This is a genomic window from Poseidonibacter parvus, from assembly GCF_001956695.1.
Taxonomy (GTDB): Bacteria; Campylobacterota; Campylobacteria; order Campylobacterales; family Arcobacteraceae; genus Poseidonibacter; species Poseidonibacter parvus.
Genome location: NZ_CP019070.1, coordinates 809231 through 832425, shown reverse-complemented (window position 1 = coordinate 832425; position 23195 = coordinate 809231). Strand labels below are relative to the sequence as shown.

Below are 23195 nucleotides of genomic sequence, written 5' to 3'. Positions count from 1 at the left end.
TCCTCTTTAAGTTTTTTTTAATTGTTTTACTGTTATATTTCAATTAGGACAATAATTGTCTTATTTAAAAAATACCAATAATTATGGAGTCAATTATGAGTGATAATAAACACATTCATGACGTTATTAATAGTGAATACAAATTAGGATTTGAAACGTTAGTTCAAAGTGATACTTTTCCTAAAGGATTAAATGAAAACGTAATAAAAGCAATATCTGCTAAAAAAGAAGAACCTTCTTGGCTATTAGATTTTAGACTTAAAGCCTATGCTAAATGGTTAAAAATGGAAGAACCTTCTTGGGCAAACTTAAAATATCCAAAAATTGATTATCAAGATATTGCATACTTTTCAGCTCCTAAAAAAGCTTTAGATTCTTTAGATGAAGTTGATCCTGAGATATTAAAAACTTATGAAAAACTAGGAATCCCTTTAGAAGAACAAAAACAACTAGCAGGTGTTAAAACTGTTGCTGTAGATGCTGTATTTGATTCAGTTTCAGTAAAAACAACATATCAAGCTGAGTTAGAAGAACTTGGTATTATATTTTGTTCTGTAAGTGAAGCTGCAAATAAATACCCAGATTTACTAAAAAAATATTTAGCATCAGTAGTACCAGTAACTGACAATTATTTTGCCTGTTTAAACTCTGCTGTATTTACAGATGGTTCATTTGTTTATGTTCCACCAAATACAGTTTGTCCAATGGAGTTATCTACTTACTTTAGAATAAATGCTCTAGATACTGGACAGTTTGAGAGAACAATTATTATCTGTGATGAGAACTCTTATGTTTCTTATAATGAAGGTTGTTCAGCTCCAACAAGAGATGAAAGACAACTTCACGCAGCAGTTGTTGAACTTGTAGCACTTGATAAAGCACATATAAAATATTCTACAATTCAAAACTGGTATCCAGGTGATAAAGACGGAAAAGGTGGAATTTTAAATTTCGTTACAAAAAGAGGAGCCTGTAATGGCGAGAGTTCAAAAATATCTTGGACTCAAGTTGAAACTGGTTCTTCTTTAACATGGAAATATCCATCATGTATTTTAAAAGGTGATAATAGTGTTGGTGAATTTTACTCAGTAGCAATTTCATCAAAATCACAACAAGCAGATACGGGAACTAAAATGGTTCATTTAGGTAAAAATACTAAATCAACTATTATTTCAAAAGGTATTTCTGCAATGAGTGGAGTTAATGCATATAGAGGTCTAGTACGAGTTGGTAAAAATGCTGATGGTGCTAGAAATATTTCTGAGTGTGATTCACTTTTAATTGGAAATAAATCAAATGCACATACATATCCATATCATGAAGTAAAAAATATGAATGCAATTATAGAACATGAAGCTACTACTTCTAAAATTTCTGATGAGCAATTATTTTACATTTCTCAAAGAGGTATTCATGAAGAAAATGCAATATCAATGATTGTAAATGGTTTTTGTAAAGAAGTTTTAAAAGAGCTACCAATGGAGTTTGCGGCAGAAGCAAAAGAGTTATTAAATATATCATTAGAAGGAAGTGTTGGATAAGTCCAACTTAAAGGAAAAAAAATGTTAGAAGTAAAAGATTTAAAAGTTAATATAAATGATAAAGAGATTTTAAAAGGTTTAAATTTAAATATTAAAGAAGGTGAAGTTCATGCTCTTATGGGAGTTAATGGAGCTGGAAAATCTACATTAGTAAAAACTTTAAGTGCGCACTATGACTGTGTTGTAACTGGAGGAAGTATTACTTATAAGAAAAAAGACTTACTAGAAATGGAAGTAGCAGATCGTGCTAATGAAGGAATTTTTATGAGTTTCCAAAATCCAGTTGAAGTTCCAGGAGTAAATAATAGTTATTTTCTAAAAACTGCAATTAATGAAAAAAGAGCCTATGCAGGAGAAGAAGAAATTGATGCAATGGATTTTTTAAAGTTAATTAAAGAACAAACAGCAAAATATGATTTAGATAAAAAACTATTGCAAAGAGATTTAAATGAAGGTTTCTCAGGTGGTGAGAAAAAAAGAAATGAACTAATTCAATTACTTCTTTTAAATCCAGATTTAATCATGTTAGATGAAATTGATTCAGGTTTAGATGTAGATGCAATTAAGACAGTTGCAAATGTAATTAACTCAATGCTAGATGGAAAAAAATCTGTATTAATGATTACACATTATGATAGATTATTAGAATTAATTAAACCAGATTATGTACATATTTTAAATGATGGAAAAATTGTAAAAACAGGTGATTATAGTTTAGCTTTAGAACTTGATGAAAAAGGTTATGAAGGAATAGGAATTAAAGATGAGACTAATTGAATTAGAAGGATTAGAACTTCCTAAAAAAAGAAGCGAAGAATTTATAAAAGTAAATTTTGAAGATCTTTTTTCATATGATTTTAAAAATACTAAAACTTATGAACTTGATATTATGGGTTTAAAAGTTGTAAAAGATGAAAAAAATTATGGAAATGGTTTATTTAATATTTCTAAAAAAATAGATTCAAATCAAGTAGTTTTAACAATAAATTCAAATATTCCTGAGCCTATTTGTTTAATTCACAAGATTAAAGATGATGAAACATTTTTTGTAAATTCATTAAAAATTGAAGTAAAAGAAAATGTAAAAGCATCTGTAATTGAGGTATTTACAAATACATCAACAAATAGTGCTTATAGTGTGAATAGAAATTTTGATATTGAAGAAAATGCAAACTTTGAATATGCAAAAATTCAAGATATAAATGAGAAGAACTATTTTGTTTTTAATGCAGATATTAATCAAAAAAAAGATTCAAAATGCAAAATAACAAATTTTGAATATGGTACGGGTGTTGTTATAAACAATTATATAAATACATTAGATGAAAAAAATTGTGATTATGAATTAAATGGGCTTGTAAAATCTTTTGATGCATCAAACACAGCAAATGTAATTAGAACTACACATAATAATGAGAATTCAATAAGTAATATAAACTATAAACATTCATTAAAAGACAGTTCAAGAGCAGTTTTTAAAGCAATATCAATTGTAAATGATAAGGCTTTATATACAAAAGCATTTCAAAATTCTAATACTATTTTACTTTCTAATGATGCTGCAATTTATGCGCAACCACATTTAGAAATACTAATAGATGAACTAGAAGCAAGTCATGGAGCAACAACTGGAACTTTAGATAAAGAACAACTATTGTATTTACAATCACGTGGAATTTCTAAAGAATTATCTTATGAGATTCTATTAAAAGCTTTTGAGAAAAAAATTTATGATAATATTGAGGATACTTTAATTAAAGAATTTATTGATTCTTATAAAAGGCAAAGTTATGTTTAAAAAAGATTTTAAATACTTTGAGAACTCAGATATTGTATATTTAGATAATGCAGCAACTACTCAAAAACCAGTAGATGTTGTAAGTTCTCAAATTGAGTATTATGAAAGTTACTGTTCTAATACACATAGAAGTAATTTTGGTGATGCTAATAAGGCTACACAAAATTTTGAAAATGCAAGAAAAACTTTAAAAGAGTTTATTAATGCATCTAAAAATGAAGAGATTATTTTTACAAAAGGTGTGACTGAATCTATAAATTTTATAGCTTCAGCTTATGCAAAAGATTTTAAAACTGTTATTATTTCTTCACTAGAGCATCATTCAAATATTGTGCCATGGCACATGCAAAATAGAAGCTTAGGAAATGGCTTAGAAGTTGTAAAATGTGATAATAATTTAGATTTTGATATGCATCATTTTGAAGAACTTTTAAAACAAAATCCTAAAGCATTTGTGAGTATTACACATATTTCAAACGCTTTTGGAAAAATTCATAACATACAAGAAATTACACAATTAGCTCACAAGTATAATGCTGTAGTAATGATTGATGGAGCTCAAAGTTTAGCTCATACAAGAGTTGATATGCAAGAGCTTGATGTTGATTTTTTTGCAATTTCAGCACACAAAACATTTGGACCAACTGGAGTTGGAGCAATTTATATTAAAGAAGAGTATTTAAAAGATGTAAATGCTTATCAAACAGGAGGAGCTACAATAAATGAAGTTGATTTTAATTCATCTACACTTTTAGACTCGCCTTATAAATTTGAAGCAGGAACACAAAATATAGCAGGAATAATTGGTTTTGCAAAAGCTTTAGAGTATATAAATCGTGTAGGTTATGAAAATATTGAACTAATAGAAAAAGATGTTTTTAATTATCTAAATGAAGAGTTATCAAAGCTTCCTAATATTCAATTTTATAATGATTTAGAAAACTGTGTTGGAAGTAGAAGTTTTAACTTCAAGGGTTTAATTCATGATGATGTTGGAATTTTAGTTGATAAAATGAAAATAGCACTTAGAGTTGGTCATCATTGTGCACAACCTATTATGAAACAACTAGGAATAAAAGGTACAATAAGAGTATCAATAAGCTTTTATAATGATTATAGTGATGTAGATAAATTAATCATTGCGTTAAAAAAAGCTTTAAAAATGTTAGAGGACTAAAAATGAGTATTGAACAAAAAGTTGCAGATATTAAAGATGATTTAGATTTTTTTGAGGATGAATTACAAAAATATGAATATATTATTGACTTAGGAAAAAAACTAGAACCATTAAATGAAAAATATCAAATACCTTTAAATTTAGTACATGGTTGTACTTCACAAGTTTGGTTAATTTGTGAGCAAAAAGATGGAAAACTTTTCTTTAGTGGAACATCTGATGCGATTATTGTAAAAGGTTTAGTATATATGATTTTACAAATATTCTCTGGTTCAAGTGTTGAAGAATTAAAAGAGATTGATATGGATATTGTTCATGAATTAGGTCTTAGTGAAGTAGTAACTCCTAATAGACAAAGTGGAGTTATTGGAATGATTAAAAAAATTAAAGAGTATGCACAAAAAGCATAGAAGGATTTATAATGGCAGAAGATTATAATTTTGATGAAATAAAAGAAAAAATAATTGAAAATTTAAAAAAAGTATTTGATCCAGAAATTCCTGTAAATGTCTATGATTTAGGATTAATTTATGAAATTAATCTAAGTATTAAAGATGATATTTTAGATTGTGTAATTATGATGACACTAACAAGTCCAGCATGTCCAGTTGCAGGAACTATAATGGAGCAAGTAAGATTAGTAACACTAGCAGTTCCTGAAGTTGAAGCTGCAAAAGTTCATATTACATTTTCTCCAAGATGGACAAATGAAATGGTAAGTGAAGAAGGAAAAGAAATTATGGCAGTATCAGGTGCTGTTATATAAATATGAAAAAAACTGTAATATATTTACTTATTATAATTGTTGTTACTTTAATTTATTTATTTACTGCAGACAAAAAAGCTAATAGAGGATTTAGTACAGTTTTATATTCAGGTAATGTAAAAACTGATGAAAAACAAATTCCTTCAAAATTGAAGTGGTTTGATTCTTTTAAAGGAATAAGTAATTCAGAGAAATAACATTATTTATTTCCTTAAACTAATAATTAATACAAATTATGAGATAATCCCAAAATGGAAGACATTGTTCAAATAAAAAAACCCAAAAATAGTAAATTAAAATACACACTAATCTTTTTAACTATCCCAATAGTATGTATAATTTTTTTCTTTTTAACAAAGAAAGAAGAAAAAAAAGAACTCAAAGGGGGACTTGCTTCTGCTTTATATAAAGGTGATATTGGTAAAAATGGAAAACATATTCCCTCAAAATTAGAATGGCAGGATTCATTTAAAAAAATCGATAATATAAAGGAATAAGTAAGTTCCTTCTAAATGATGATTTATTTCTTCTCGTCATTTAGATTATGAGATTCATAATGTTTATCAAACCACTCAGGTACTTCAAAATCTAGTAACATAATAATTTCAGAAAATGCCTCAATCTCTTTTTGACTTAATTTTTGTTTTGGCATTAAATCATAAAGTTTTATTGCTGGATGCATAATTGCTTTTTCATAACTTGGCTGTATTAAAAAATCTCTTATTTTAGAAACCGATAAGTCAAGGTCTTTCCCATAAAATTTTTTATATCTTTGATTTATAGCTACTATTGGTGGAGCCATATCATTTTGAACATAAGTATCATGACAAATTGAGCACTTTTTTTCAAAATTATATAAGTCTTCTTCATCAAAATGAGCATGAAGTGAAAGTAAAAAAGTAAGAGTTAATATTAAATATTTCATAATCTTAGTATAACTTTTCTTTTTTAGTTTTTCTTGAGAATAAAGTAATAACAATTCCTAAAGATATAATAATAGTTGATAAAAATAAATCTAAAGTAAATAATTCACCTAATAAAACTACACTAAAGAATATTGAAATTACAGGAACAAAAAGCTGTATAACACCTGCTGTTAATATCTGCATTTTAGGTAAGACTTCATACCAAATCACATACCCAATAGCTGATGTAATACTTCCAGAAATAAAAGCTAGAAAAATTCCATTTGTAGTAAAAAACATATCTTCATTTAAAAACAAAAAATATGTAAGAGTGATAAATAAAGTAGCCTTTATAAAGTTATCCATAGTGTTGCTAAGAGCATCAATAGACTTTTTACCCATAATTGTATAAACAGCCCAAGAAGTTCCAGCAAGTGCCATTAAAAATGCATGAAAATATGATATCTCAAAATCATGTTTTGGATAAAGTAGAAAAATAAGTCCACCTAAGGCTACAGCAATTCCTAGTATTTTTTGTAAATTTACCTTTTCTTTTAAAAAAATTGCACTAAGAGCCATTATAATTTGGACAACTCCAAATAATAATAAAGTACCAAGTCCTGCATCTATACTTAAAAATGAAAAGGAAAAACAAATAGCATATAAAAAAAGCATAAAAGAAGTAATCCAATTACTTTTTAAAGAAATACTAAATCTTTTATTTTTATAAAGATAAATTGCAATAAGTGTAATACTTGCAGAAAAAAGTCTAAGAAAAGTAAATGTATAAGCATCAATATAGTTGTTTACTAAAGCTGCTTTACAAAGAATTGAATTAAGGGCTAGAAAAATTAGAGCTAAAACAATAAATGTAAGTAGTTTTAATGTTTCTTTATTTATATTAATCATTTTGTAATATATCATAAAAAAAGAGATTTTAACTCAAGTTAAAACCACTTTTTTAATTAAGATTTATTTTTCAAATATTCTATCAAGTGTAGCAATTGCTAAATATTTATCAAAATAAGCTCGAGAGAAATTTTGTTTTGCTTGTGTTAATAAATAGTTTGCATCTGTTAAATCTGTACTTGTAGCAATTCCTTCATCAAATCTATTTTTAACTATTTCATAGTTTTCGTTTGATTGCTCTAAGGATAAGTTTGCTGTTTTTAAATTATCAATAGCAACATCTAAATTTGATACTGCATTTTCATATTGAAGTTTTATATCTAAATTAGTTTTTGCTAATTGAGATTTTGCTTTTAAATATCTAGTTCTGTATATATTTTGATTTGTTTGATCATATCCACCATTATACAAATTCCATGAAGCACTAAGACCTAAAATATTTTGGTCTTCATATATTTTTGCTGCATCTTCATAATATTTATTATGTGATGCACTTGCATCAACTTTTGGATAATATGTACTTTTAATAGATTTTTTCTGTTGTTTTAAAGCTTCTATACTCATTTTTAAAGCTTGAATTTCACTTCTATTTTTTAATTCTTTTACATCATATTTCATTGCTTTTAAATTATTGTCTTCTAAAGGTTCTATTTTTTCATTGCTTAAATCTTTTCCACCTAAAATATTACTAAGTGAATATTTTGCAACTTTTAATGCTCCCTTTGCTTTTACAACATTTTGTTTTGCACTTGACATATTTACTTGGACTTGAAGTAAATCATTTTTAGCAATTAAACCTTCATCAAATCTATTTTTTGAATCTTCATACTGCTCTTGAAATAAGTTATATGCACTTTTAAAAGTTTCAAGTGCATTTTGTTTATCAAGATAGTTTATATATGCAGTTTTTGTATTTAAAACAATATCTTGTTTCAATGCTTCAAGTGAGTACTTAGAACTTTTTGATAAATACTTTGCACTTGATTTATTTGCAATATCTTTAAAACCGTTAAATAAGTTATATGTAGCACTTGCAGTTAATATTCCATCTTCTTCTACATAAGAGTTTGCTTCATCTCTATTATTATATGTAAATCCTAAATTCACTTTTGGTAAAAAACTAGATTTTGATAAATCTATATTATCAAGTGATTCTAAGTAATCAAAGTTCTTACTTTTTATATCATGGTTGTTTTTTAATGAAATATCAATAGCTTCATTTAAACTCAAAGCATTTAAATTAACAGCAAATAAACTTGCTGTTAATACACTAATAAATAATTTTGTTTTTTTATTTCTCATCATTTCTCCTATGCTTTACTAACATCAACTGGTTCTTTTATTTTACCACTAAGTCTATGCTCTAATTTTATAAAGAACATTAAAAGTGCAGGTGTTACAAAAATAGTAAATATAGTTGAAAGTGCAAGTCCACCTGTAATTACAGAACCTAAACCTCTATAGAATTCACTTCCAGGTCCTGGAAGTAATACAAGAGGCAACATACCAAATATTGAAGTCAATGAAGACATATAAATAGGTCTAATTCTTGACCTTGTTGCTTCAATAACTGCTTTTTTATGATCATATCCTTCATTTTTAATAAGGTTTTGACTTTGATGTACAATTAAAATAGCATTATTAACAACAATACCAACTAGAATAATAAATCCTAACATTGTTAGAATATCAAGTGGCTGTGGTGCTATAAATGTATTTGTTAAAGCAAGCCCAATAAACCCTCCAGCAGTAGCAAGTGGAACTGTAAACATAATAACAATAGGATATAAGAAATTACCAAATAACGCTGACATTAGTAAGTAAATAATCACAAGTGCTAATATAAAGTTTAACTCTAACATACCAATTGTTTGTGTTAATTTATCTGCTGTTCCTGATATTCCTATTTCAACATTATTAGAAATTTTCCCAGAATCTTTCATTCCTTTTATAGTAGCATCTAAAGCAACCATTGTTTCTTGAATTGTCATATTAGCAGGTGGTGTCACTTGCAGAGTAATTGTTCTTTTTCCTGCAAGGTGTCTAATCTCTGAAATACCAGTTACACTTTGTGATGTTGCTAATGATGAAATTGGTAATAATGAAGCGTTAGGAAGTGCAATTTGTGCAGACATAATATCTTCTGGTGTTTGAATTTGTTCTTCATTTGCTTTTAAAACTAAATCAATTTTCTTTTTTCCATCTTGTTCAAAATCTGATATTTTTCTACCACTCATTAAAACATCAACAGTAACTCCTAAATCAAATGAACTCATTCCTAAAGCTTTAAGTGCATCTTGATTTGGTTTAATTCTAACTTCTGGATAAAGTAATTCAATAGATGGAACTGGTCTAACTTGTGCACCTTTTACAGCACCTTGAGAAGCCATAAATAACTGCATACCAACACCTGCAATATCTTCTATTTTTTCACCACTTATATCAATATTTACAGTTTTACCCTCACCAATACCATTTTCAAATACACCTGATTGTAAAGAAACACCAAAAATTGAAGGCATCGAGTTTACAATTGGTCTAAAGAATGGAATTAATTCTTTGGCTCTACTTTCATGCATAGATGTTCCACCAAAAAGGTTAAAATCTCCAAATGAAACGAAAAAGGCTCTATTTAAGCCAGGTGTTCCATCTACATCTTTATTAACATTTGGTTCAATTTTTTTCATTAAATATGTACCCATATCATATCTTTCTTGATATGAAAGTCCTGGAGGAGTAATCAAAATATTAAAAATTAAGTTCTTATTTCCTTGTGGTAAATAGTCTAATTTTGGGAACAATGCATAAATTGTTGAAATAGATAATATTCCTAAAACTAAAATTGTAACAACTTTTGTAAGAACTGATTTTAATGACCAGTGAACAAAACTCATCATTACATTTACGATCTTATTACCAAATCTTGTTAAGGCAGTTTCAGTTTTAACTTCTTTTATTGATAAAGATGCAAATTTTTTCCATAACATTGGAATAACCGCAATCGAAACAAATAAAGAAAATGATACAGAAGATACAACTGCAATTGCAATATCTTTAAATAATTGCCCTGCTTCATCTTCTAAGAAAATAATTGGTAAGAATACTGCCATAGTTGTAGATGCAGATGCAATTAATGCACCCCAAACTTCACTAGCACCCTTATAAGCAGCATCAGGTATACTCATACCTTCTTTTCTATGTCTATCAATATTTTCTAAAACAACAATAGCACTATCAACTAGCATACCAACTGCAAAAGAAATCCCTGCAAGTGAAATAGTATTTAAACTTCTATCCATTGCTGAAAGAATAATAAATGTACCAATTACAGATATTGGAATTGCAATAGAAACAACAGCAGTTGGTGAAATTGCTCTTAAAAATAGTATTAGCATAAAAATGGCTAATACACCACCAATGACAATGTTTTGTTGTACTAAATCAACGGAACCTACAATATAACCTCTTTGGTCATAAATCCAAATGATATTTAAATCTTCTTTTTTAAGAATTGTTGCATTTAATTCATTTACAACTTTTTCAACTTCATTTGTAAGTGCTACTGCATTTGCATTTGCTGTTGGTTGTACTCCTAGGAACATTCCATCTTTACCTAAGAACATTGCAACAGAAGAAGCTGTTGCGTATCCAAAGTTAACATCAGCAACATCACTTAAAGATACCCTTTGCTCTCTATTTGATACAAGAATAATGTCTTTGATATCTTCTATATTTGCAAACTTATGAACTGTTCTAATTCTATAAGAACGTCTTCCCATATTTTGAACACCTGCTGATACATCAACATTTTCACTTTGTAAAACATTCATTACATTTGCAATTGTTAAATTATATGAAGCTAGTTTTGACAAATCAAGATTAATTTGCATTTGCTGTTTTCTACCACCAGCTGTCATAGTTCCAGCAACACCAGAAACTCTTTCAATAGCAGGAATAACTTCATCATCAAAGAATGTTTTGTATTCATCAATATGTCGGCTATTGTTTTCTTTAGTTTGCATCATCATCCAAATAATTGGACTTGCATTTGCAGTTTCAATTATTGGTTCTTCAACATTTACAGGATATGAACTTACTTCATTTAATTTATTCGAAACATCTTGAAGTGCTGCTCTAATATCAGTTCCTAGTGAAAAAGTTAATGTAATTTCACCCATATTATCTTTTGAAGATGATTCATACTCTATTAAATTATTTAAACTTTTTAAGGCATCTTCTTGGTCTTCTATAATTTCACGCTCAACTTCATAAGGCGTTGCACCTGGCCATACAGTTGTAATTTTAATTTCTGGTTTTGTAACACTTGGTGTTAATTGATATGGTAACTTATCTAAAGAAATAAGCCCAAATAAAACCACAATTAAAACTGAAACGATAATAGTTACAGGATTTTTAATTGAAAACTTAATTAAATCCATTACTTCCTACTTTTCTTTCATTTCATTTAAAACTTTTACGTCCATATTAGGAAAAACTCTCTCGTTTCCTTTTACAACAATATTCATTCCTTCAAGTAAACCTTTACCTTCTATTGCTGCATTTATACCCATAAAACCAACAATTTTAACAGGAAGCATAATAGCTTTATTATCAACAACAGCAAAAACTACATCCATATCAAATCTTTTAATAACTGCATCTCTATTTATTACTAAAGCACTAGTTTTTGCATTTTTTGCAAATTGTACTTTTGCTTGTGCACCATCATAAATAAACATATTTCCTACATTTGCTTTAAATCTTACAGGAAAAGTTCTAGTTAATTTATCACCACTTGGAATTGCAGCATATAGTTTTGCTTTTACAATATTACCTGCAATATTAATATCATAAATATCACCTTGCTTTAAACCATTAACAAAAGATAATGGCAAATTAAATACAACTTCAATCTCTTCTGTATTTACAATTGTTGCAACTTGTGAACCTGTATTTAACCATTCATTTAAATTTACATTTTTTTCAACTATTACACCTGAAAATGGTGCTTTAATAAGTTTTTTTGATTTTTGAATTTTTAATTCATTTAATTGAGCTTTTGCAGTAATTAAACTTGAATTTGCAACATCGTAAGCTAACTTTGAATCATCATAAGCTTTTTGAGCAATTGATTTTTTTGCAAATAGAGACTTATATCTTATATAGTTTTTCTTAGCATTTACTAATTGAACTTTATACATTTCAACAGATGAAGAAGAAGCTTTAATTTGTGCATTTAAAATATCAGAATCAATTGATACTAAAACATCACCTTTTTTAACTTTTTTACCAACTTCAAAATTTATTTTTTTTGCAATACCTGAACTTTGACTTGCAATCTTTGATTTTTTATCAAAACCAACTGAACCTACAAATTCTTGTAGTGGGTTAACTTCTGATTTTTTGATAATATCAGTATTAACAAGTGCAGGTCCTTTTGCATTTAAACTTGTAAAACTAGCTATAAATAAAGCTAGTATAAAACCTATTTTCTTATACATTATTAATTTCCTTGTATTACTATTTTTTTTACTATTTTTTGAACTAAGGGTCCAACTATAAATATTATTGGGAAGGCAAAGCAAAATGCCTTTACAAAAGCTTCTAACCAAATTAATATAAAACCATCTACAAATTCAAGATTTATATATGTGATTATAAAACTCATCATAAAACTCATAAACAGTGACATAAAAAATGAAAATACTACTCTTTCATATTTTTTAGGAATCATTTTTTTACCTCAATTAATTTAAAGAGATTATTAATAAATACTTCACATTTTTTTTGTACATCATATTCATCATTTGTCATTTTAATTAAAGCTAATCCTTTTTCAAAAACCAATAAACCTTCACTAAAATTCATTGATTCTGGAATTAACTCTTTATTTTTTATTCCTTCCTGAATGATTAATTCAATTTGTGCTTTAAAAAAAACATCACAACTTTTATTAAAACCTTTCATATTTTCATTATCTTCAGATAATACAATTGATAAGTATTCTTTATATCCATTAAAATGTTTCATATTTTCAATACTATCATCTAAAACAAATTTAAAAAAATGAAATATTTTTTCTTTTGTAGTCTTTACATCTTTTATACTTTTTAAAAATTCTGCATGATATTCTTCAATATGTAAATTGATTATTTCAAAAATAATGTCTTCTTTACTTTCAAAATATTCATATATAGTTCCCTTACCTACACCTGCTGTTTTAGCACATTGGGCAACAGTAAGTTTTTTAATTCCGACTTCGTGAATTAAATCACTACATGAAATTGCTATATCTTTTCTTTTTTGTTCTTTATCAACAATTTTAGGCAAATAACTTCCTTTAATTATAAATATCTTTTTTGACTGACCGTCGGTCATTTAAAAGTATAGTGCTTTTTTTCTTAATAGTATTTTAAACTGACCACTGGTCATTAACAGTTATTTACTTTTTTTAGTTATAATTAGAAAAGTGATTATTTAATAATCAAAGAAAGGATTTAAAATGAAAAAAGTTATATTAAGTTCAATTCTTGCTTTAGGTTTGAGTATAAATTTAAGTGCATACGAGATAAACGGTGATTTAGGTGTAAAATGGACAGGCTTTAAAACAGCAAAAAAAATTCCTGTTTCTGGTACTTTTAAAGATATAAAAATTAGTATCAAAGAAAATGATGATTTGTCAAAATTCCTAACTAGTTCAAATGTTGAAATCAAAACAGCATCTTTTGATTCAAAAAATGAAGGAAGAGATGCAAGTATTACAAGTACATTATTTTCACTTGCAACGTCTAAAGTAATTAAAGGTAAGATTAAAAGTGTTGATGAAGCTAATAAAACATTAGTTTTAAATGTAAATATGAATGAAGTATCAAAAGAAGTTCCTATGTCATTTGATATTAAAGATGGAAATATTATAGCAAGTGGAACAATTGAAATTTTAGATTTTGCTATGAAAGCTCCATATTTAGCTTTTGCTAAAAAATGTGCAGCATTACATGAAAATAAATCATATTCAGATGTAGATATAAAATTTACAATTCCCTTTAAATAAAAGATAAAGCGAAAGCTTTATCTTTTATAAAACTCACTCATATAAGTTCTATAAAGTAGTGGCACTTGATTTTTTTGGCATCTATCATTTTTTTTACTTTCAATTGATACAGATTTAAAAAACTGACTCCAAAGTTTTTTGAACTTTTCTTCATCTTCTGAAAGTTTTGGTTCTTCATAACTTGCAATATTTTGAATTCCTAAAAAATCATCGTTTTTTATAAATGCTATTTTTCTATTTATATCATGAATTATATATTTTTGATTATTTAATCTTTTAAAAAAGTGCTTTCCTAAAAAATATGCAACATTAAATTTTGTTTGCATTTTTGCATATAAAGTTCCATCGTCAAGCTCTTCAAATCTTAAAAACCCTTCCATTTTATGTATATGTCTAAATAGCTCCTTTTCAATATTTAAAATATTAAAAAGTGAAGAATTATTAATATTTGCAAGCTCTTTTTGGTTTTTAAAACCTATAATTATATAGTTTAATAAATCAAGTTCAAAATCTTTTGAATCACACATAAAAATATTTAAGATCCTTTGAAAATTATCTTTTGAAAACTTTTTCTTTAAGGCATCTAAAACTTTTTGTGAGTGTTCTTCATTGTTTTCAATAACTATAAAATCATCTAAAAAAAGCTCATTTGGCATTTCTTTTAATATTCTAATTGGTTTTAACTTTTCATAATAAACTTTAAAAACTAGAGTTAAAAAGCCTTCAAAACTTTTATCATAAACTAATATCATAACTCACCAGTAATATTACTATAAGCTAAGTCAAACAAGTTAGGAGTTATTATCTTTTTCTTTTTGGGTTCAATTATTGCTGTTTTTATTACATCTTTATAAAAAGGTACTTCTTTTTGATATTTTCCTTTGCAAGTTATAAAATACTTGGCTCTTTTTAAAGATATTTTTAACTTTTTTAAATCCTCGAAATCAAGACTTTTAAATCTTCTAGCATTTATTATTTTTTGTACACCTCTTGCTCCAATACCTGGAATTCTTAAAAGCTCTTCTTTTGAGACTGCATTTATTTCCATTGGAAAATAAGACATATTATTTAAAGCCCAAAAAGTTTTAGGGTCTAGTTCTTCATCTAAATTTGGATTATCATCATTTACAATTTCATCGTAAGAAAAATCATAAAACCTAAGTAACCAATCGGCTTGATAAAGTCTATGTTCTCTTACAAGTGGTGGTTTTGTAATTGTTGAAGGAAGGTTTTTATTATTATCATTTACAGGAATATAAGCACTATAATATACTCTTTTTAGTAAGGCTTTATCATATAAAGCTGAGCTTAGTTTTAGTATATCTTTATCACTTTCTGGTGTTGCGCCTACAATTAATTGTGTACTCATTCCAATTGGTTTTTTACCCTTTTCCATACTTACATCTCTTGCAAATTTTAAAGGTTGTAATACACTTTTTTTAGTTTTATTTGGAGCTAATAGTTTTAAAGATTTATCACTAGGAAGCTCTATATTTGAGCTTACTCTATTTGCAAGATTTACTATTTGTTCTGTTAATTCATTTGAAGAACCTGGAATTAGTTTAACATGAATATAACCATTAAATTTATACTCATGTCGAAGAATTTTTAAAGTCCGAAGAATCATAACCATAGTATGGTCTTCACTACTTATAATTCCTGAACTTAAAAAAAGTCCTTCAATATAGTTTCTTTTATAAAAATTAATTGTAATGTCAGCTAATTCTCTAGGACTAAAAGCAGCTCTTGGAATATCACTATTTGAAGTTCTATTTACACAATAAGAACAATCATAGATACAATAATTTGTTAGTAAAACCTTTAATAAAGAAACACATCTTCCATCGGCTGTAAAAGTATGACAAATCCCACTATTATGAGTAGCTCCAAGTTCTCCCGTTTTGTAATTGTTATCACTACCACTAGAAGAGCATGAAACATCATATTTTGCACTATTTGCTAAAATGTCCATTTTTTCATATATATCTTTTTTCATTTTGTAATTTTATATTAAAAAATGAAACTCTTTTAATTATATTACAAAATGAAATAAAATTAATACTTATCTTATGAAGAACAAGAAAGCTTCACATTTGCATATTCCATTGGAGTTGGTTTTGAATAGTTTTCAAACTTTTCATGCTCATCAAATGAGTTTTGTGCAATATTAAGTAAATCGTTTACAAGAGAATAATCACCTTCGTGAGCTAATTCTATTGCTTCTTGAAGCATATAGTTTTTGATTATATATTTTGGATTTACTTTTTTCATAATTTCAACTCTTTTAGTAAAACTACTATTTTGGTTTTGACAAACTTTTTCATATGATTTAAACCAATCTTCTAAAGGCTGTCTAAATACACATAAATTTGTAATTAAACTAATTTCATCAAAAGATTTGATTTTTGTAAGTTCATAAAAGAATACATTATAATCCATTTTTGAACTCTCTAATGCACCTAATAATTCAAGTATTAAATCTAAATTATTATCGCCACTTTTTACTGCATCAAGCCCTATTCTTTTATTCATTTGCTCTAAATAAACGTTTTCATGTTGAGGAATAAAAGTATTTATATACTCTAAAAGTTTTTCTTCATCACAAATTTCTTTTAATGCATTTGCTAATACAATTAAGTTCCATCTTGCAACATATGGTTGATTATTGTAAGAATATCGTCCTTCAGCATCTGTGTGATTACAAATACAATTTTTATCAAAATAATCCATAAAAGCAAAGGGACCATAATCAATAGTAAGACCTGCCATTGAAAAATTATCTGTATTCATAACTCCATGCATAAAACCATAGCTTTGCCAGTAAGCTATCATTAAAGCTGTTTTATCAACAAGTGAATAAAACATCTTTTCATATTTATTTTTCTCATCTTTTAAGTGAACATATGATTCTTCAATAACTAAATCTGCAAGCTTTCTAAGATTTTCTTTAGAGTTTTTTGTATTTGCAAAAAACTCAAATGTACCTATTCTAATCCAAGAAGGAGACATTCTTAAAACTATTGAGCAGGATTCTTTTTCCCATTCTCTATGTGCAAAAGTCTCTGAATCAATTATTGCTAAAGCTCTGGTAGTTGGTATCTTTAAAGCATGCATTGCTTCACTGATTATATATTCTCTAATAGATGATCTTAAAACTGCACGGCCATCACCTCTTCTTGAATATTTAGTAAGCCCTGAACCTTTTGTTTGTAGTTGCCACTTATTTATAGCTCCTAGATTTATTGCTCTTCCATCACCTAATTGTGGTACAAAGTATCCAAATTGATGACCTGCATAAACCATTGAAAAGGGTTGAGAATTTTTTAGGACTTTACTACCATTCATAAAGTCTAAAAAATCTTTTGTTTCACACTCTTTATAATCTAAATTTATTAAATCACATGCTTGCTTATTGTAGGAAATAAGCTTTGGATTTTTTAAAGGTGTTGCATCTAATTTTTGGTATAAATTATCATCCATATGGAAATATTCCATATTAACTTTTAAGTCATTTAATTTCATTTTTTCTCTTTATTTTAATAATATATTAATTTTAAAATAAGATATCAAAAACACATATAAAACAAGATAAAAAATGTCTTATTTTAATTTTCTAAACAAAAACTACACATTCAAAAACTATAATAGAAAAATTTAAAAAAGGATACATAAAATGAAAAAGTTAATAGCTATTTTATTTTTAGGTTTTAACTCACTTTTTGCATTTGAGCATTTAACTCTTGCAAATATAGAAAGTAAACTTGAAAACAAAAATGTAATTATTGATTTTTATGCAACTTGGTGACCATCTTGTAAGGTTTTAGGTAAAAACTTGACAAAATATAATACAAGAAAACAAGATAACGTAGAAATTTATAAGTTAAACATAGAAGATCAAAAACTTCTTACAGCACAATTTGAAATTAAAGGTATTCCAACTTTAGTTTATATGGAAAATGGAAAAATTGTTGCTAAAAAACTTGGTGTTAAAAGTGTTGAGCAATTAGAAAATTATGAGAAAGTCTATTTTAGTAAGTAATCATACTTACTAAAATATCACCTATTAATATTAAGCTTTTAAGTTTCTGTTTGCAATGTTTTCAATTAAAACAGTTGCATAAGAAGCTTTTGGTAATGTAAATTTAACTTTACATTTATTAGTATTTTTATCGAAACTTACAGAAATATCACTTGGATATACTATTGCATCACGTCTGTAACCTTTTTCTTTGATATAAGTATCATCAAACATTTCTTCAATTTTTCTAGCATCCTTAATACTTCTAAATGCTTTTTGACCAGGCAATAATCCTGTTGGTACTATTTTTTTATCTTCAAAATCTTTTTGCATTATCTCTGTGAAGTTTTTAGGAGTAAAGAATTTATCTTCTCTATAATCTCTAAATACATCACCATCCATGGCTTTAAAACTATCATCTGATTGTTTAAGTCTTTCTACTAACCATTTATTAAAAAAATCACTTTGATAAGCAGCTACAAGCATTTTTGATATTTTTCTATCTTTTATTTGGTAGTCTTCATAAATATACTTTCTAGCTTTTTCTAAGTTTTCTAAGCCATCATAACCAAATCTCTGGAAACCAAAATAATTTGGCATTCCGACTTTTGAAATTTGCTTTAAAAGTTTTTCAATTTTTCCAACATCTTGAGCTTGAACTTCATGTAAATTTATTTCAAACTTATTTCCAATTAAATCACCAATATTTAGTTTAGATCCATGAAGTGTTGTTTCTAATATTTTAATTTTATTGTGTCTAAATTGCTTTAAATCTTTTGAATATTTTTTAGGAATTGAAATATATTGAGTTGTAGTCGCATTTTTATCTTTAAGTCCTGCATATCCTAATTCATTGTCATATATTCGTAAACCCTTTGCTAAACTTTCTATTAAATCCCAAGTTCCAAGCTTTTGCTTTTTTATTTTTGCAATTATAAAGTTACCACGACCAGCAAATTTAATAGGAACTTCTTCAACAATAAAATCATCAACATTTTGGTAAAACTTAAAATCTAAACTTTTGTGATCTTGTAAAAACTCTCTTTTTATCATCTATATATCTTTGTATTTATTTTTGTAATTATAGTCTAGTTATTATTTAAAGGGCTTAAGTTAAGAAAATAGATTAAGAAGATGTTATAATAAATAAAACAATAAAGAAGCTAAATGAAAAACAAACTGCACACAACTTTAATATATCCTCTAATTTTAATATTCTCTCATTTTTTAAAAGGTAAAAAAACTGACTATTCAAATTTTTTTCATGATAAAGAAAATGAAAACAACAAAGAAAAAAAACTAGAAGTTACATCAAACAATAATGAGTTTTATGAAAATATAAAATACTTTTTTGATAAAGATTCAATAATTTATGACAAAACAAAAGTTTTGTTTCAAGTTGATATTTCAAAAGCACCGGAAGTAAAAACTTATATTTTTGATTTTTTCAAAGTTGTAAATGTTTATCATGCAATGTCAATGCTAGGAGCTAAAATCCCAAATGATAATATTCAAGTAGAGCTATCAATTAAAAAGAATAAGTTAAATGAATCTCAAATCAATAATCTTTTAAGAACTGTACTTTTAGCCTTTGCTTCAAGAAAAGTTGATAAGCTTTTTTTCAATAAAGAGTTATTAAAAGATGAAAAAAGTTTACAAGCATATGAAACTATGATTTCATATCTTGATAAAGCTACTATTGTAAACTTTTCAAATGCAAAAAGTTTATATGTATTAACTTGCAAAAAAGATAGAAAAACTTTTGATATTGTATGGTCAAGCCAAGATGAAATTGAGTTAACAGAATTTAATAAAGTTTTAGACAAATATGGAAATGAATTAACAAAAGATATAAAAATTACAAATAGCCCTATTTACGCTTTTCACAAATAAATATTACAAAAAACTAAAACTATAGAAAGAAAATAAATGACACAAGATATACAAGATTTAAAACCAACAAGACCAAATATAATCACAACTAATATTGATAATGCAATTGGTTTTTACCGTAAAATGGATACAAACCAAACAGTAAAAGAGATGATTGAAGGAAGATATGTAATTGTTGAAGAATATTTTAGCAATGGTTTACAAGTTCTAGAAGAGCTTAAAAAACAATTATTAAAAAAGTTTCCTAATAAAGATTTTCAAACACAACGTGATTATAGAAGTGCTTTTCGTTTAGCTTCTCATAGATTATTATTAAAAATAGTTGATAATAAAATCACTGTAAAAAAAGCACCAAAAATTGGATGGTTAGATATTTTATACCCAGAGCTTAGTGATTTTTATATTTCATTTCCTGAAGTTCAAGGTATGAATAGCTCTTGGCAGTGGAATAAAAAAGGAATAGAGATTAAAACCTTAGATATTACATTGCATCCTTATTATGGAACATACTTCCCTACAAGATTCGATCATTTAAAACTATTTGATAAATGGCTAAAAAAATATGAAGGTTCAAAACAAAAAGCAATAGAAATTGGAGTTGGTAGTGGTATTTTATCTTTTCAATTAATACAAAATGGCTTTAATGATATTTATGCAAGTGATACAAATAAAAATGCAATAATTGGGGTACATGAAGAAGCTAAACGTTTAGGATATGAAGATAAACTTACTTTAAATCATGCCAACTTATTTGAAAATTGTGATGTTAAAGCTGATGTAATAGTATTTAATCCTCCATGGATAAAAGCAAAACACAAACTTGAAGAAGGTATTGATAAAGCTATGTATTATGAAGATGAGCTTTTTAATAACTTTTTCGAACAAGCATTAAAACATTTAAATCCTGATGGAAAAATTGTATTAATATTCTCAAATTTAGCACAAGTAGTTGATGAAAACAGTTCTCATCCTATAATTGATGAATTAAGAAATCATAAAAGATTTAGAAAAGATTTACATCTGACAAGAGAAGTTAGAGCTTCATCAAGAAAAACAAAACGTACAGACCAAAGAGCAAATGAAAAAGTAGAACTTTGGGTATTAGCTGCTAAAAAAAGCTAATAATTTTATATATTTCTTATTGTTTAAATTTCATTAATATTGCTTAGGTAAAATTCTTTTTTTAAAGAATAAAGGTTATAAAAATGTATAAAAAAATAGATCAAAAGTTAGCATCAGTTTTGAGTGAAGATGTAGGAAAATTAATATTAAGAGTTTCTATATCTGTATTAATGCTATTTCATGGTTTTTCAAAATTATCTAGTGGTGTTGATAAAATTGCTGCAGGTTTAGTTAAATCAGGTTTTCCAGAGTTTTTAGCTTATGGAGTATATGTAGGTGAAATTATTTTACCTATATTAATTATATTAGGATTATTTACAAGACTTGCTGCTTTAGGAATGGGTATTACTATGTGTTTTGCAATATTTTTAGTTTATTCAGAAAAGCTATTTATGTTAACTAAAAATGGGGCTCCTGTTATTGAGCTTCCTTTATTATATTTAGTACTATCTATTGTGATATTTTTTATTGGAGCAGGAAAGTATAGTTTAGATAATAAGAAATCTGTTTAAGTAAGATTTGTATTGAACTTTGGGTTAATTCCCAAAGTTCAAAAGTAAATAAGGAAACTTATTTACTTTTTCTTAACAGCCTTAGCATTTGGTAAGTCTGTAATACTTCCTTCATAAATTTCAGCTGATAATCCAACTGATTCATGAAGTGTTGGGTGAGCGTGAATTGTAAGTGCAATATCTTCAGCATCACAATCCATTTCAATTGCAAGACCAATTTCACCAAGTAATTCACCAGCATTATCTCCAACAATTGCACCACCTATTAAAGTATGGTCTTTCTTGTCATAAATAAGTTTAGTAAATGCATTTTCACTAACATCACTTGCAATCGCTCGTCCAGATGCAGACCAAGGGAAAGTAGAAACTTCGTAATCAATACCAGCTTCTTTAGCTTCTTTCTCAGTCATACCTGCCCATGCAATTTCAGGGAAAGTATATGCAATAGAAGGAATCATTTTTGGCTCAAAATAATGCTTTTTACCAGCTATTACCTCAGCTGCTACATGTCCTTCATGTACACCTTTATGAGCAAGCATTGGTTGACCAACAATATCTCCAATTGCAAAAATATTATCTACATTTGTTCTCATTTGTTTATCAACTTCAATAATTCCCCAATCATTTACATTAACACCTGCATTTTCTAAACTTAAAAGTTTACCATTTGCAGCTCGTCCGATTGCAACTAAAACAGCATCATAAACAATAGGTTCAGAAGATACACCCTCACCTTCCATTGAAACATGAATACCATCTTCTTTTGCTTCAACTTTAGCAACTTTTGTATTTAACATAATATTAAATCTTTTTTCATTTGCTTTAGTATAGGCTTTTATCACATCTTTATCAGCAACTGGAACTAATTGATCTTGCATTTCAACAACATCAACTGTAGAACCTAATTTACCATAAACTGTACCCATTTCTAAACCAATAATTCCACCACCCATAATAAGTAGTTTAGAAGGAATATTATCTAAATCAAGTGCATCAGTAGAATCCCAAACTCTTGGATCTTCATGAGGAATAAAACCTAATTCAATTGGTCTTGAACCAGCAGCAATAATTGCATTATCAAATTTAACAATAGTATCAACACCATCTTTTGAAACGCTTACAGTGTTTTTATCTACAAAGTTTGCAAGTCCTTGAACAACTTTTACTTTTCTCATTTTTGACATTGCACTTAAACCATCAGTTAGTTTTTTTACAACACCACTTTTATATGCAGCAATTTTTGTAATATCAATTTCAGGTTTCGCAAAACTTACACCATGAGGTGCAATATCTTCTGCTTCTTCAATAACTTTAGCAACATGAAGTAAGGCTTTTGAAGGAATACATCCAACATTTAAACAAACTCCACCTAAAGTATCATGCTTTTCAACTAAAACAACATCTAAACCTAAATCTGCACTTCTAAAAGCAGCAGAATACCCAGCAGGTCCTGCTCCTATTACTAATACTTGTGCTTTTATTTCTGTACTCATATTTTACCTT

25 protein-coding genes and 1 pseudogene are annotated in these 23195 nt (G+C 27.0%); 14 read left to right on the top strand and 12 right to left on the bottom strand.

Features of this window, described 5'->3' with window-relative positions:
* The first annotated feature begins 95 nt into the window (after positions 1 to 95).
* The 8 genes from sufB to LPB137_RS04030 are packed head-to-tail and all read left to right on the top strand — an operon-like array spanning position 96 to position 5779.
* Positions 96 to 1541, top strand: coding sequence for a Fe-S cluster assembly protein SufB (gene sufB, locus LPB137_RS04065; RefSeq protein ID WP_076084711.1), 1446 nt, complete (start codon positions 96 to 98; stop codon positions 1539 to 1541).
* Between the two features lie 21 nt (positions 1542 to 1562).
* On the top strand, positions 1563 to 2318 hold the full coding sequence (gene sufC / locus LPB137_RS04060; protein WP_076084708.1) for a Fe-S cluster assembly ATPase SufC: 756 nt from the start codon (positions 1563 to 1565) through the stop codon (positions 2316 to 2318).
* Positions 2305 to 3339: a SufB/SufD family protein gene (locus tag LPB137_RS04055; protein WP_076084705.1), complete on the top strand. Its 1035-nt coding sequence runs from the start codon at positions 2305 to 2307 to the stop codon at positions 3337 to 3339. The genes sufC and LPB137_RS04055 overlap by 14 nt, the downstream gene beginning before the upstream one ends.
* Positions 3332 to 4516, top strand: coding sequence for an aminotransferase class V-fold PLP-dependent enzyme (locus LPB137_RS04050; RefSeq protein ID WP_076084702.1), 1185 nt, complete (start codon positions 3332 to 3334; stop codon positions 4514 to 4516). Before LPB137_RS04055 ends, LPB137_RS04050 begins: the two co-directional genes overlap by 8 nt.
* A gap of 2 nt (positions 4517 to 4518) precedes the next feature.
* The gene (locus LPB137_RS04045) at positions 4519 to 4926 is read left to right on the top strand and encodes a SufE family protein (RefSeq protein WP_076084699.1); all 408 of its coding nucleotides are present in this window, start codon (positions 4519 to 4521) and stop codon (positions 4924 to 4926) included.
* Positions 4927 to 4937: 11 nt separating this feature from the next.
* Positions 4938 to 5282, top strand: coding sequence for a metal-sulfur cluster assembly factor (locus LPB137_RS04040; protein ID WP_076084696.1), 345 nt, complete (start codon positions 4938 to 4940; stop codon positions 5280 to 5282).
* A gap of 2 nt (positions 5283 to 5284) precedes the next feature.
* On the top strand, positions 5285 to 5479 hold the full coding sequence (locus LPB137_RS04035; protein WP_076084694.1) for a hypothetical protein: 195 nt from the start codon (positions 5285 to 5287) through the stop codon (positions 5477 to 5479).
* Between the two features lie 54 nt (positions 5480 to 5533).
* Positions 5534 to 5779: a hypothetical protein gene (locus LPB137_RS04030; protein WP_076084692.1), complete on the top strand. Its 246-nt coding sequence runs from the start codon at positions 5534 to 5536 to the stop codon at positions 5777 to 5779.
* A 23-nt stretch (positions 5780 to 5802) separates the two neighbouring features.
* Here the strand turns inward: LPB137_RS04030 and LPB137_RS04025 are convergent, their stop codons facing one another.
* The 7 genes from LPB137_RS04025 to LPB137_RS03995 form a co-directional block, all read right to left on the bottom strand.
* Positions 5803 to 6207, bottom strand: coding sequence for a hypothetical protein (locus tag LPB137_RS04025; RefSeq protein ID WP_156981718.1), 405 nt, complete (start codon positions 6205 to 6207; stop codon positions 5803 to 5805).
* 4 nt (positions 6208 to 6211) lie between these two features.
* Positions 6212 to 7096, bottom strand: coding sequence for a DMT family transporter (locus LPB137_RS04020; protein ID WP_076084688.1), 885 nt, complete (start codon positions 7094 to 7096; stop codon positions 6212 to 6214).
* Between the two features lie 63 nt (positions 7097 to 7159).
* Positions 7160 to 8398 (bottom strand): TolC family protein, encoded by a 1239-nt coding sequence (locus LPB137_RS04015; RefSeq protein ID WP_076084686.1) that lies wholly within the window; start codon positions 8396 to 8398, stop codon positions 7160 to 7162.
* An 8-nt stretch (positions 8399 to 8406) separates the two neighbouring features.
* The gene (locus LPB137_RS04010; protein ID WP_076084684.1) at positions 8407 to 11535 is read right to left on the bottom strand and encodes an efflux RND transporter permease subunit; all 3129 of its coding nucleotides are present in this window, start codon (positions 11533 to 11535) and stop codon (positions 8407 to 8409) included.
* A 6-nt stretch (positions 11536 to 11541) separates the two neighbouring features.
* Positions 11542 to 12597, bottom strand: coding sequence for an efflux RND transporter periplasmic adaptor subunit (locus LPB137_RS04005; RefSeq protein ID WP_076084682.1), 1056 nt, complete (start codon positions 12595 to 12597; stop codon positions 11542 to 11544).
* A gap of 2 nt (positions 12598 to 12599) precedes the next feature.
* Complete coding sequence (locus tag LPB137_RS04000) at positions 12600 to 12830, bottom strand: DUF2798 domain-containing protein (protein ID WP_076084680.1); 231 nt, start codon at positions 12828 to 12830, stop codon at positions 12600 to 12602.
* A complete protein-coding gene (locus LPB137_RS03995; RefSeq protein ID WP_164707208.1) occupies positions 12827 to 13426 on the bottom strand; it encodes a TetR/AcrR family transcriptional regulator in 600 nt (199 codons plus the stop codon). Before LPB137_RS03995 ends, LPB137_RS04000 begins: the two co-directional genes overlap by 4 nt.
* A gap of 172 nt (positions 13427 to 13598) precedes the next feature.
* Between LPB137_RS03995 and LPB137_RS03990 the strand changes: the two genes are divergently transcribed.
* Positions 13599 to 14147 carry a YceI family protein gene (locus LPB137_RS03990; protein WP_076084676.1) on the top strand — a complete coding sequence of 183 codons (549 nt, stop codon included), beginning with the start codon at positions 13599 to 13601 and terminating at the stop codon, positions 14145 to 14147.
* A 17-nt stretch (positions 14148 to 14164) separates the two neighbouring features.
* Here the strand turns inward: LPB137_RS03990 and LPB137_RS03985 are convergent, their stop codons facing one another.
* From LPB137_RS03985 to LPB137_RS03975, 3 genes are all read right to left on the bottom strand, one after another.
* Positions 14165 to 14899 carry a TIGR03915 family putative DNA repair protein gene (locus LPB137_RS03985; protein ID WP_076084673.1) on the bottom strand — a complete coding sequence of 245 codons (735 nt, stop codon included), beginning with the start codon at positions 14897 to 14899 and terminating at the stop codon, positions 14165 to 14167.
* Positions 14896 to 16143 carry a putative DNA modification/repair radical SAM protein gene (locus LPB137_RS03980; protein WP_076084670.1) on the bottom strand — a complete coding sequence of 416 codons (1248 nt, stop codon included), beginning with the start codon at positions 16141 to 16143 and terminating at the stop codon, positions 14896 to 14898. Before LPB137_RS03980 ends, LPB137_RS03985 begins: the two co-directional genes overlap by 4 nt.
* A 71-nt stretch (positions 16144 to 16214) precedes the next feature.
* Positions 16215 to 17669: a protein adenylyltransferase SelO gene (locus LPB137_RS03975; RefSeq protein ID WP_076084667.1), complete on the bottom strand. Its 1455-nt coding sequence runs from the start codon at positions 17667 to 17669 to the stop codon at positions 16215 to 16217.
* Positions 17670 to 17820: 151 nt separating this feature from the next.
* Between LPB137_RS03975 and LPB137_RS14705 the strand changes: the two genes are divergently transcribed.
* A complete protein-coding gene (locus tag LPB137_RS14705; RefSeq protein ID WP_265936469.1) occupies positions 17821 to 17952 on the top strand; it encodes a YbbN family protein in 132 nt (43 codons plus the stop codon).
* Between the two features lie 15 nt (positions 17953 to 17967).
* Positions 17968 to 18186 (top strand): annotated as a pseudogene (locus tag LPB137_RS03970) (thioredoxin family protein); the annotation flags it as partial.
* A gap of 30 nt (positions 18187 to 18216) precedes the next feature.
* Here the strand turns inward: LPB137_RS03970 and LPB137_RS03965 are convergent.
* The gene (locus LPB137_RS03965) at positions 18217 to 19218 is read right to left on the bottom strand and encodes a tRNA pseudouridine(13) synthase TruD (protein WP_076084661.1); all 1002 of its coding nucleotides are present in this window, start codon (positions 19216 to 19218) and stop codon (positions 18217 to 18219) included.
* 114 nt (positions 19219 to 19332) lie between these two features.
* Here LPB137_RS03965 and LPB137_RS03960 point away from each other — a divergent pair, with 114 nt between their 5' ends.
* From LPB137_RS03960 to LPB137_RS03950, 3 genes are all read left to right on the top strand, one after another.
* Positions 19333 to 20058 (top strand): hypothetical protein, encoded by a 726-nt coding sequence (locus LPB137_RS03960; RefSeq protein WP_076084658.1) that lies wholly within the window; start codon positions 19333 to 19335, stop codon positions 20056 to 20058.
* Positions 20059 to 20094: 36 nt separating this feature from the next.
* Positions 20095 to 21180, top strand: coding sequence for a methyltransferase (locus tag LPB137_RS03955; RefSeq protein ID WP_076084655.1), 1086 nt, complete (start codon positions 20095 to 20097; stop codon positions 21178 to 21180).
* Between the two features lie 83 nt (positions 21181 to 21263).
* On the top strand, positions 21264 to 21692 hold the full coding sequence (locus LPB137_RS03950; RefSeq protein ID WP_076084652.1) for a DoxX family protein: 429 nt from the start codon (positions 21264 to 21266) through the stop codon (positions 21690 to 21692).
* Positions 21693 to 21754: 62 nt separating this feature from the next.
* Here the strand turns inward: LPB137_RS03950 and lpdA are convergent, their stop codons facing one another.
* Complete coding sequence (gene lpdA, locus LPB137_RS03945; protein WP_076084649.1) at positions 21755 to 23185, bottom strand: dihydrolipoyl dehydrogenase; 1431 nt, start codon at positions 23183 to 23185, stop codon at positions 21755 to 21757.
* Positions 23186 to 23195 lie beyond the last annotated feature (10 nt).

What these genes read in the sequence shown, in the direction of transcription:
- LPB137_RS03980 (WP_076084670.1), bottom strand. Translation starts at nt 16,143, where the DNA reads ATGAAAAAAGATATATATGAAAAAATGGACATTTTAGCAAATAGTGCA.
- LPB137_RS04015 (WP_076084686.1), bottom strand. Translation starts at nt 8,398, where the DNA reads ATGAGAAATAAAAAAACAAAATTATTTATTAGTGTATTAACAGCAAGT.
- LPB137_RS03950 (WP_076084652.1), top strand. Translation starts at nt 21,264, where the DNA reads ATGTATAAAAAAATAGATCAAAAGTTAGCATCAGTTTTGAGTGAAGAT.
- LPB137_RS03965 (WP_076084661.1), bottom strand. Translation starts at nt 19,218, where the DNA reads ATGATAAAAAGAGAGTTTTTACAAGATCACAAAAGTTTAGATTTTAAG.
- LPB137_RS03990 (WP_076084676.1), top strand. Translation starts at nt 13,599, where the DNA reads ATGAAAAAAGTTATATTAAGTTCAATTCTTGCTTTAGGTTTGAGTATA.
- LPB137_RS04005 (WP_076084682.1), bottom strand. Translation starts at nt 12,597, where the DNA reads ATGTATAAGAAAATAGGTTTTATACTAGCTTTATTTATAGCTAGTTTT.
- lpdA (WP_076084649.1), bottom strand. Translation starts at nt 23,185, where the DNA reads ATGAGTACAGAAATAAAAGCACAAGTATTAGTAATAGGAGCAGGACCT.
- sufC (WP_076084708.1), top strand. Translation starts at nt 1,563, where the DNA reads ATGTTAGAAGTAAAAGATTTAAAAGTTAATATAAATGATAAAGAGATT.
- LPB137_RS04000 (WP_076084680.1), bottom strand. Translation starts at nt 12,830, where the DNA reads ATGATTCCTAAAAAATATGAAAGAGTAGTATTTTCATTTTTTATGTCA.
- LPB137_RS04055 (WP_076084705.1), top strand. Translation starts at nt 2,305, where the DNA reads ATGAGACTAATTGAATTAGAAGGATTAGAACTTCCTAAAAAAAGAAGC.
- LPB137_RS04050 (WP_076084702.1), top strand. Translation starts at nt 3,332, where the DNA reads ATGTTTAAAAAAGATTTTAAATACTTTGAGAACTCAGATATTGTATAT.
- LPB137_RS04020 (WP_076084688.1), bottom strand. Translation starts at nt 7,096, where the DNA reads ATGATTAATATAAATAAAGAAACATTAAAACTACTTACATTTATTGTT.
- LPB137_RS03975 (WP_076084667.1), bottom strand. Translation starts at nt 17,669, where the DNA reads ATGAAATTAAATGACTTAAAAGTTAATATGGAATATTTCCATATGGAT.
- LPB137_RS04025 (WP_156981718.1), bottom strand. Translation starts at nt 6,207, where the DNA reads ATGAAATATTTAATATTAACTCTTACTTTTTTACTTTCACTTCATGCT.
- LPB137_RS03955 (WP_076084655.1), top strand. Translation starts at nt 20,095, where the DNA reads ATGACACAAGATATACAAGATTTAAAACCAACAAGACCAAATATAATC.
- LPB137_RS03960 (WP_076084658.1), top strand. Translation starts at nt 19,333, where the DNA reads ATGAAAAACAAACTGCACACAACTTTAATATATCCTCTAATTTTAATA.
- sufB (WP_076084711.1), top strand. Translation starts at nt 96, where the DNA reads ATGAGTGATAATAAACACATTCATGACGTTATTAATAGTGAATACAAA.
- LPB137_RS04045 (WP_076084699.1), top strand. Translation starts at nt 4,519, where the DNA reads ATGAGTATTGAACAAAAAGTTGCAGATATTAAAGATGATTTAGATTTT.
- LPB137_RS04040 (WP_076084696.1), top strand. Translation starts at nt 4,938, where the DNA reads ATGGCAGAAGATTATAATTTTGATGAAATAAAAGAAAAAATAATTGAA.
- LPB137_RS03985 (WP_076084673.1), bottom strand. Translation starts at nt 14,899, where the DNA reads ATGATATTAGTTTATGATAAAAGTTTTGAAGGCTTTTTAACTCTAGTT.
- LPB137_RS04030 (WP_076084692.1), top strand. Translation starts at nt 5,534, where the DNA reads ATGGAAGACATTGTTCAAATAAAAAAACCCAAAAATAGTAAATTAAAA.
- LPB137_RS04010 (WP_076084684.1), bottom strand. Translation starts at nt 11,535, where the DNA reads ATGGATTTAATTAAGTTTTCAATTAAAAATCCTGTAACTATTATCGTT.
- LPB137_RS14705 (WP_265936469.1), top strand. Translation starts at nt 17,821, where the DNA reads ATGAAAAAGTTAATAGCTATTTTATTTTTAGGTTTTAACTCACTTTTT.
- LPB137_RS04035 (WP_076084694.1), top strand. Translation starts at nt 5,285, where the DNA reads ATGAAAAAAACTGTAATATATTTACTTATTATAATTGTTGTTACTTTA.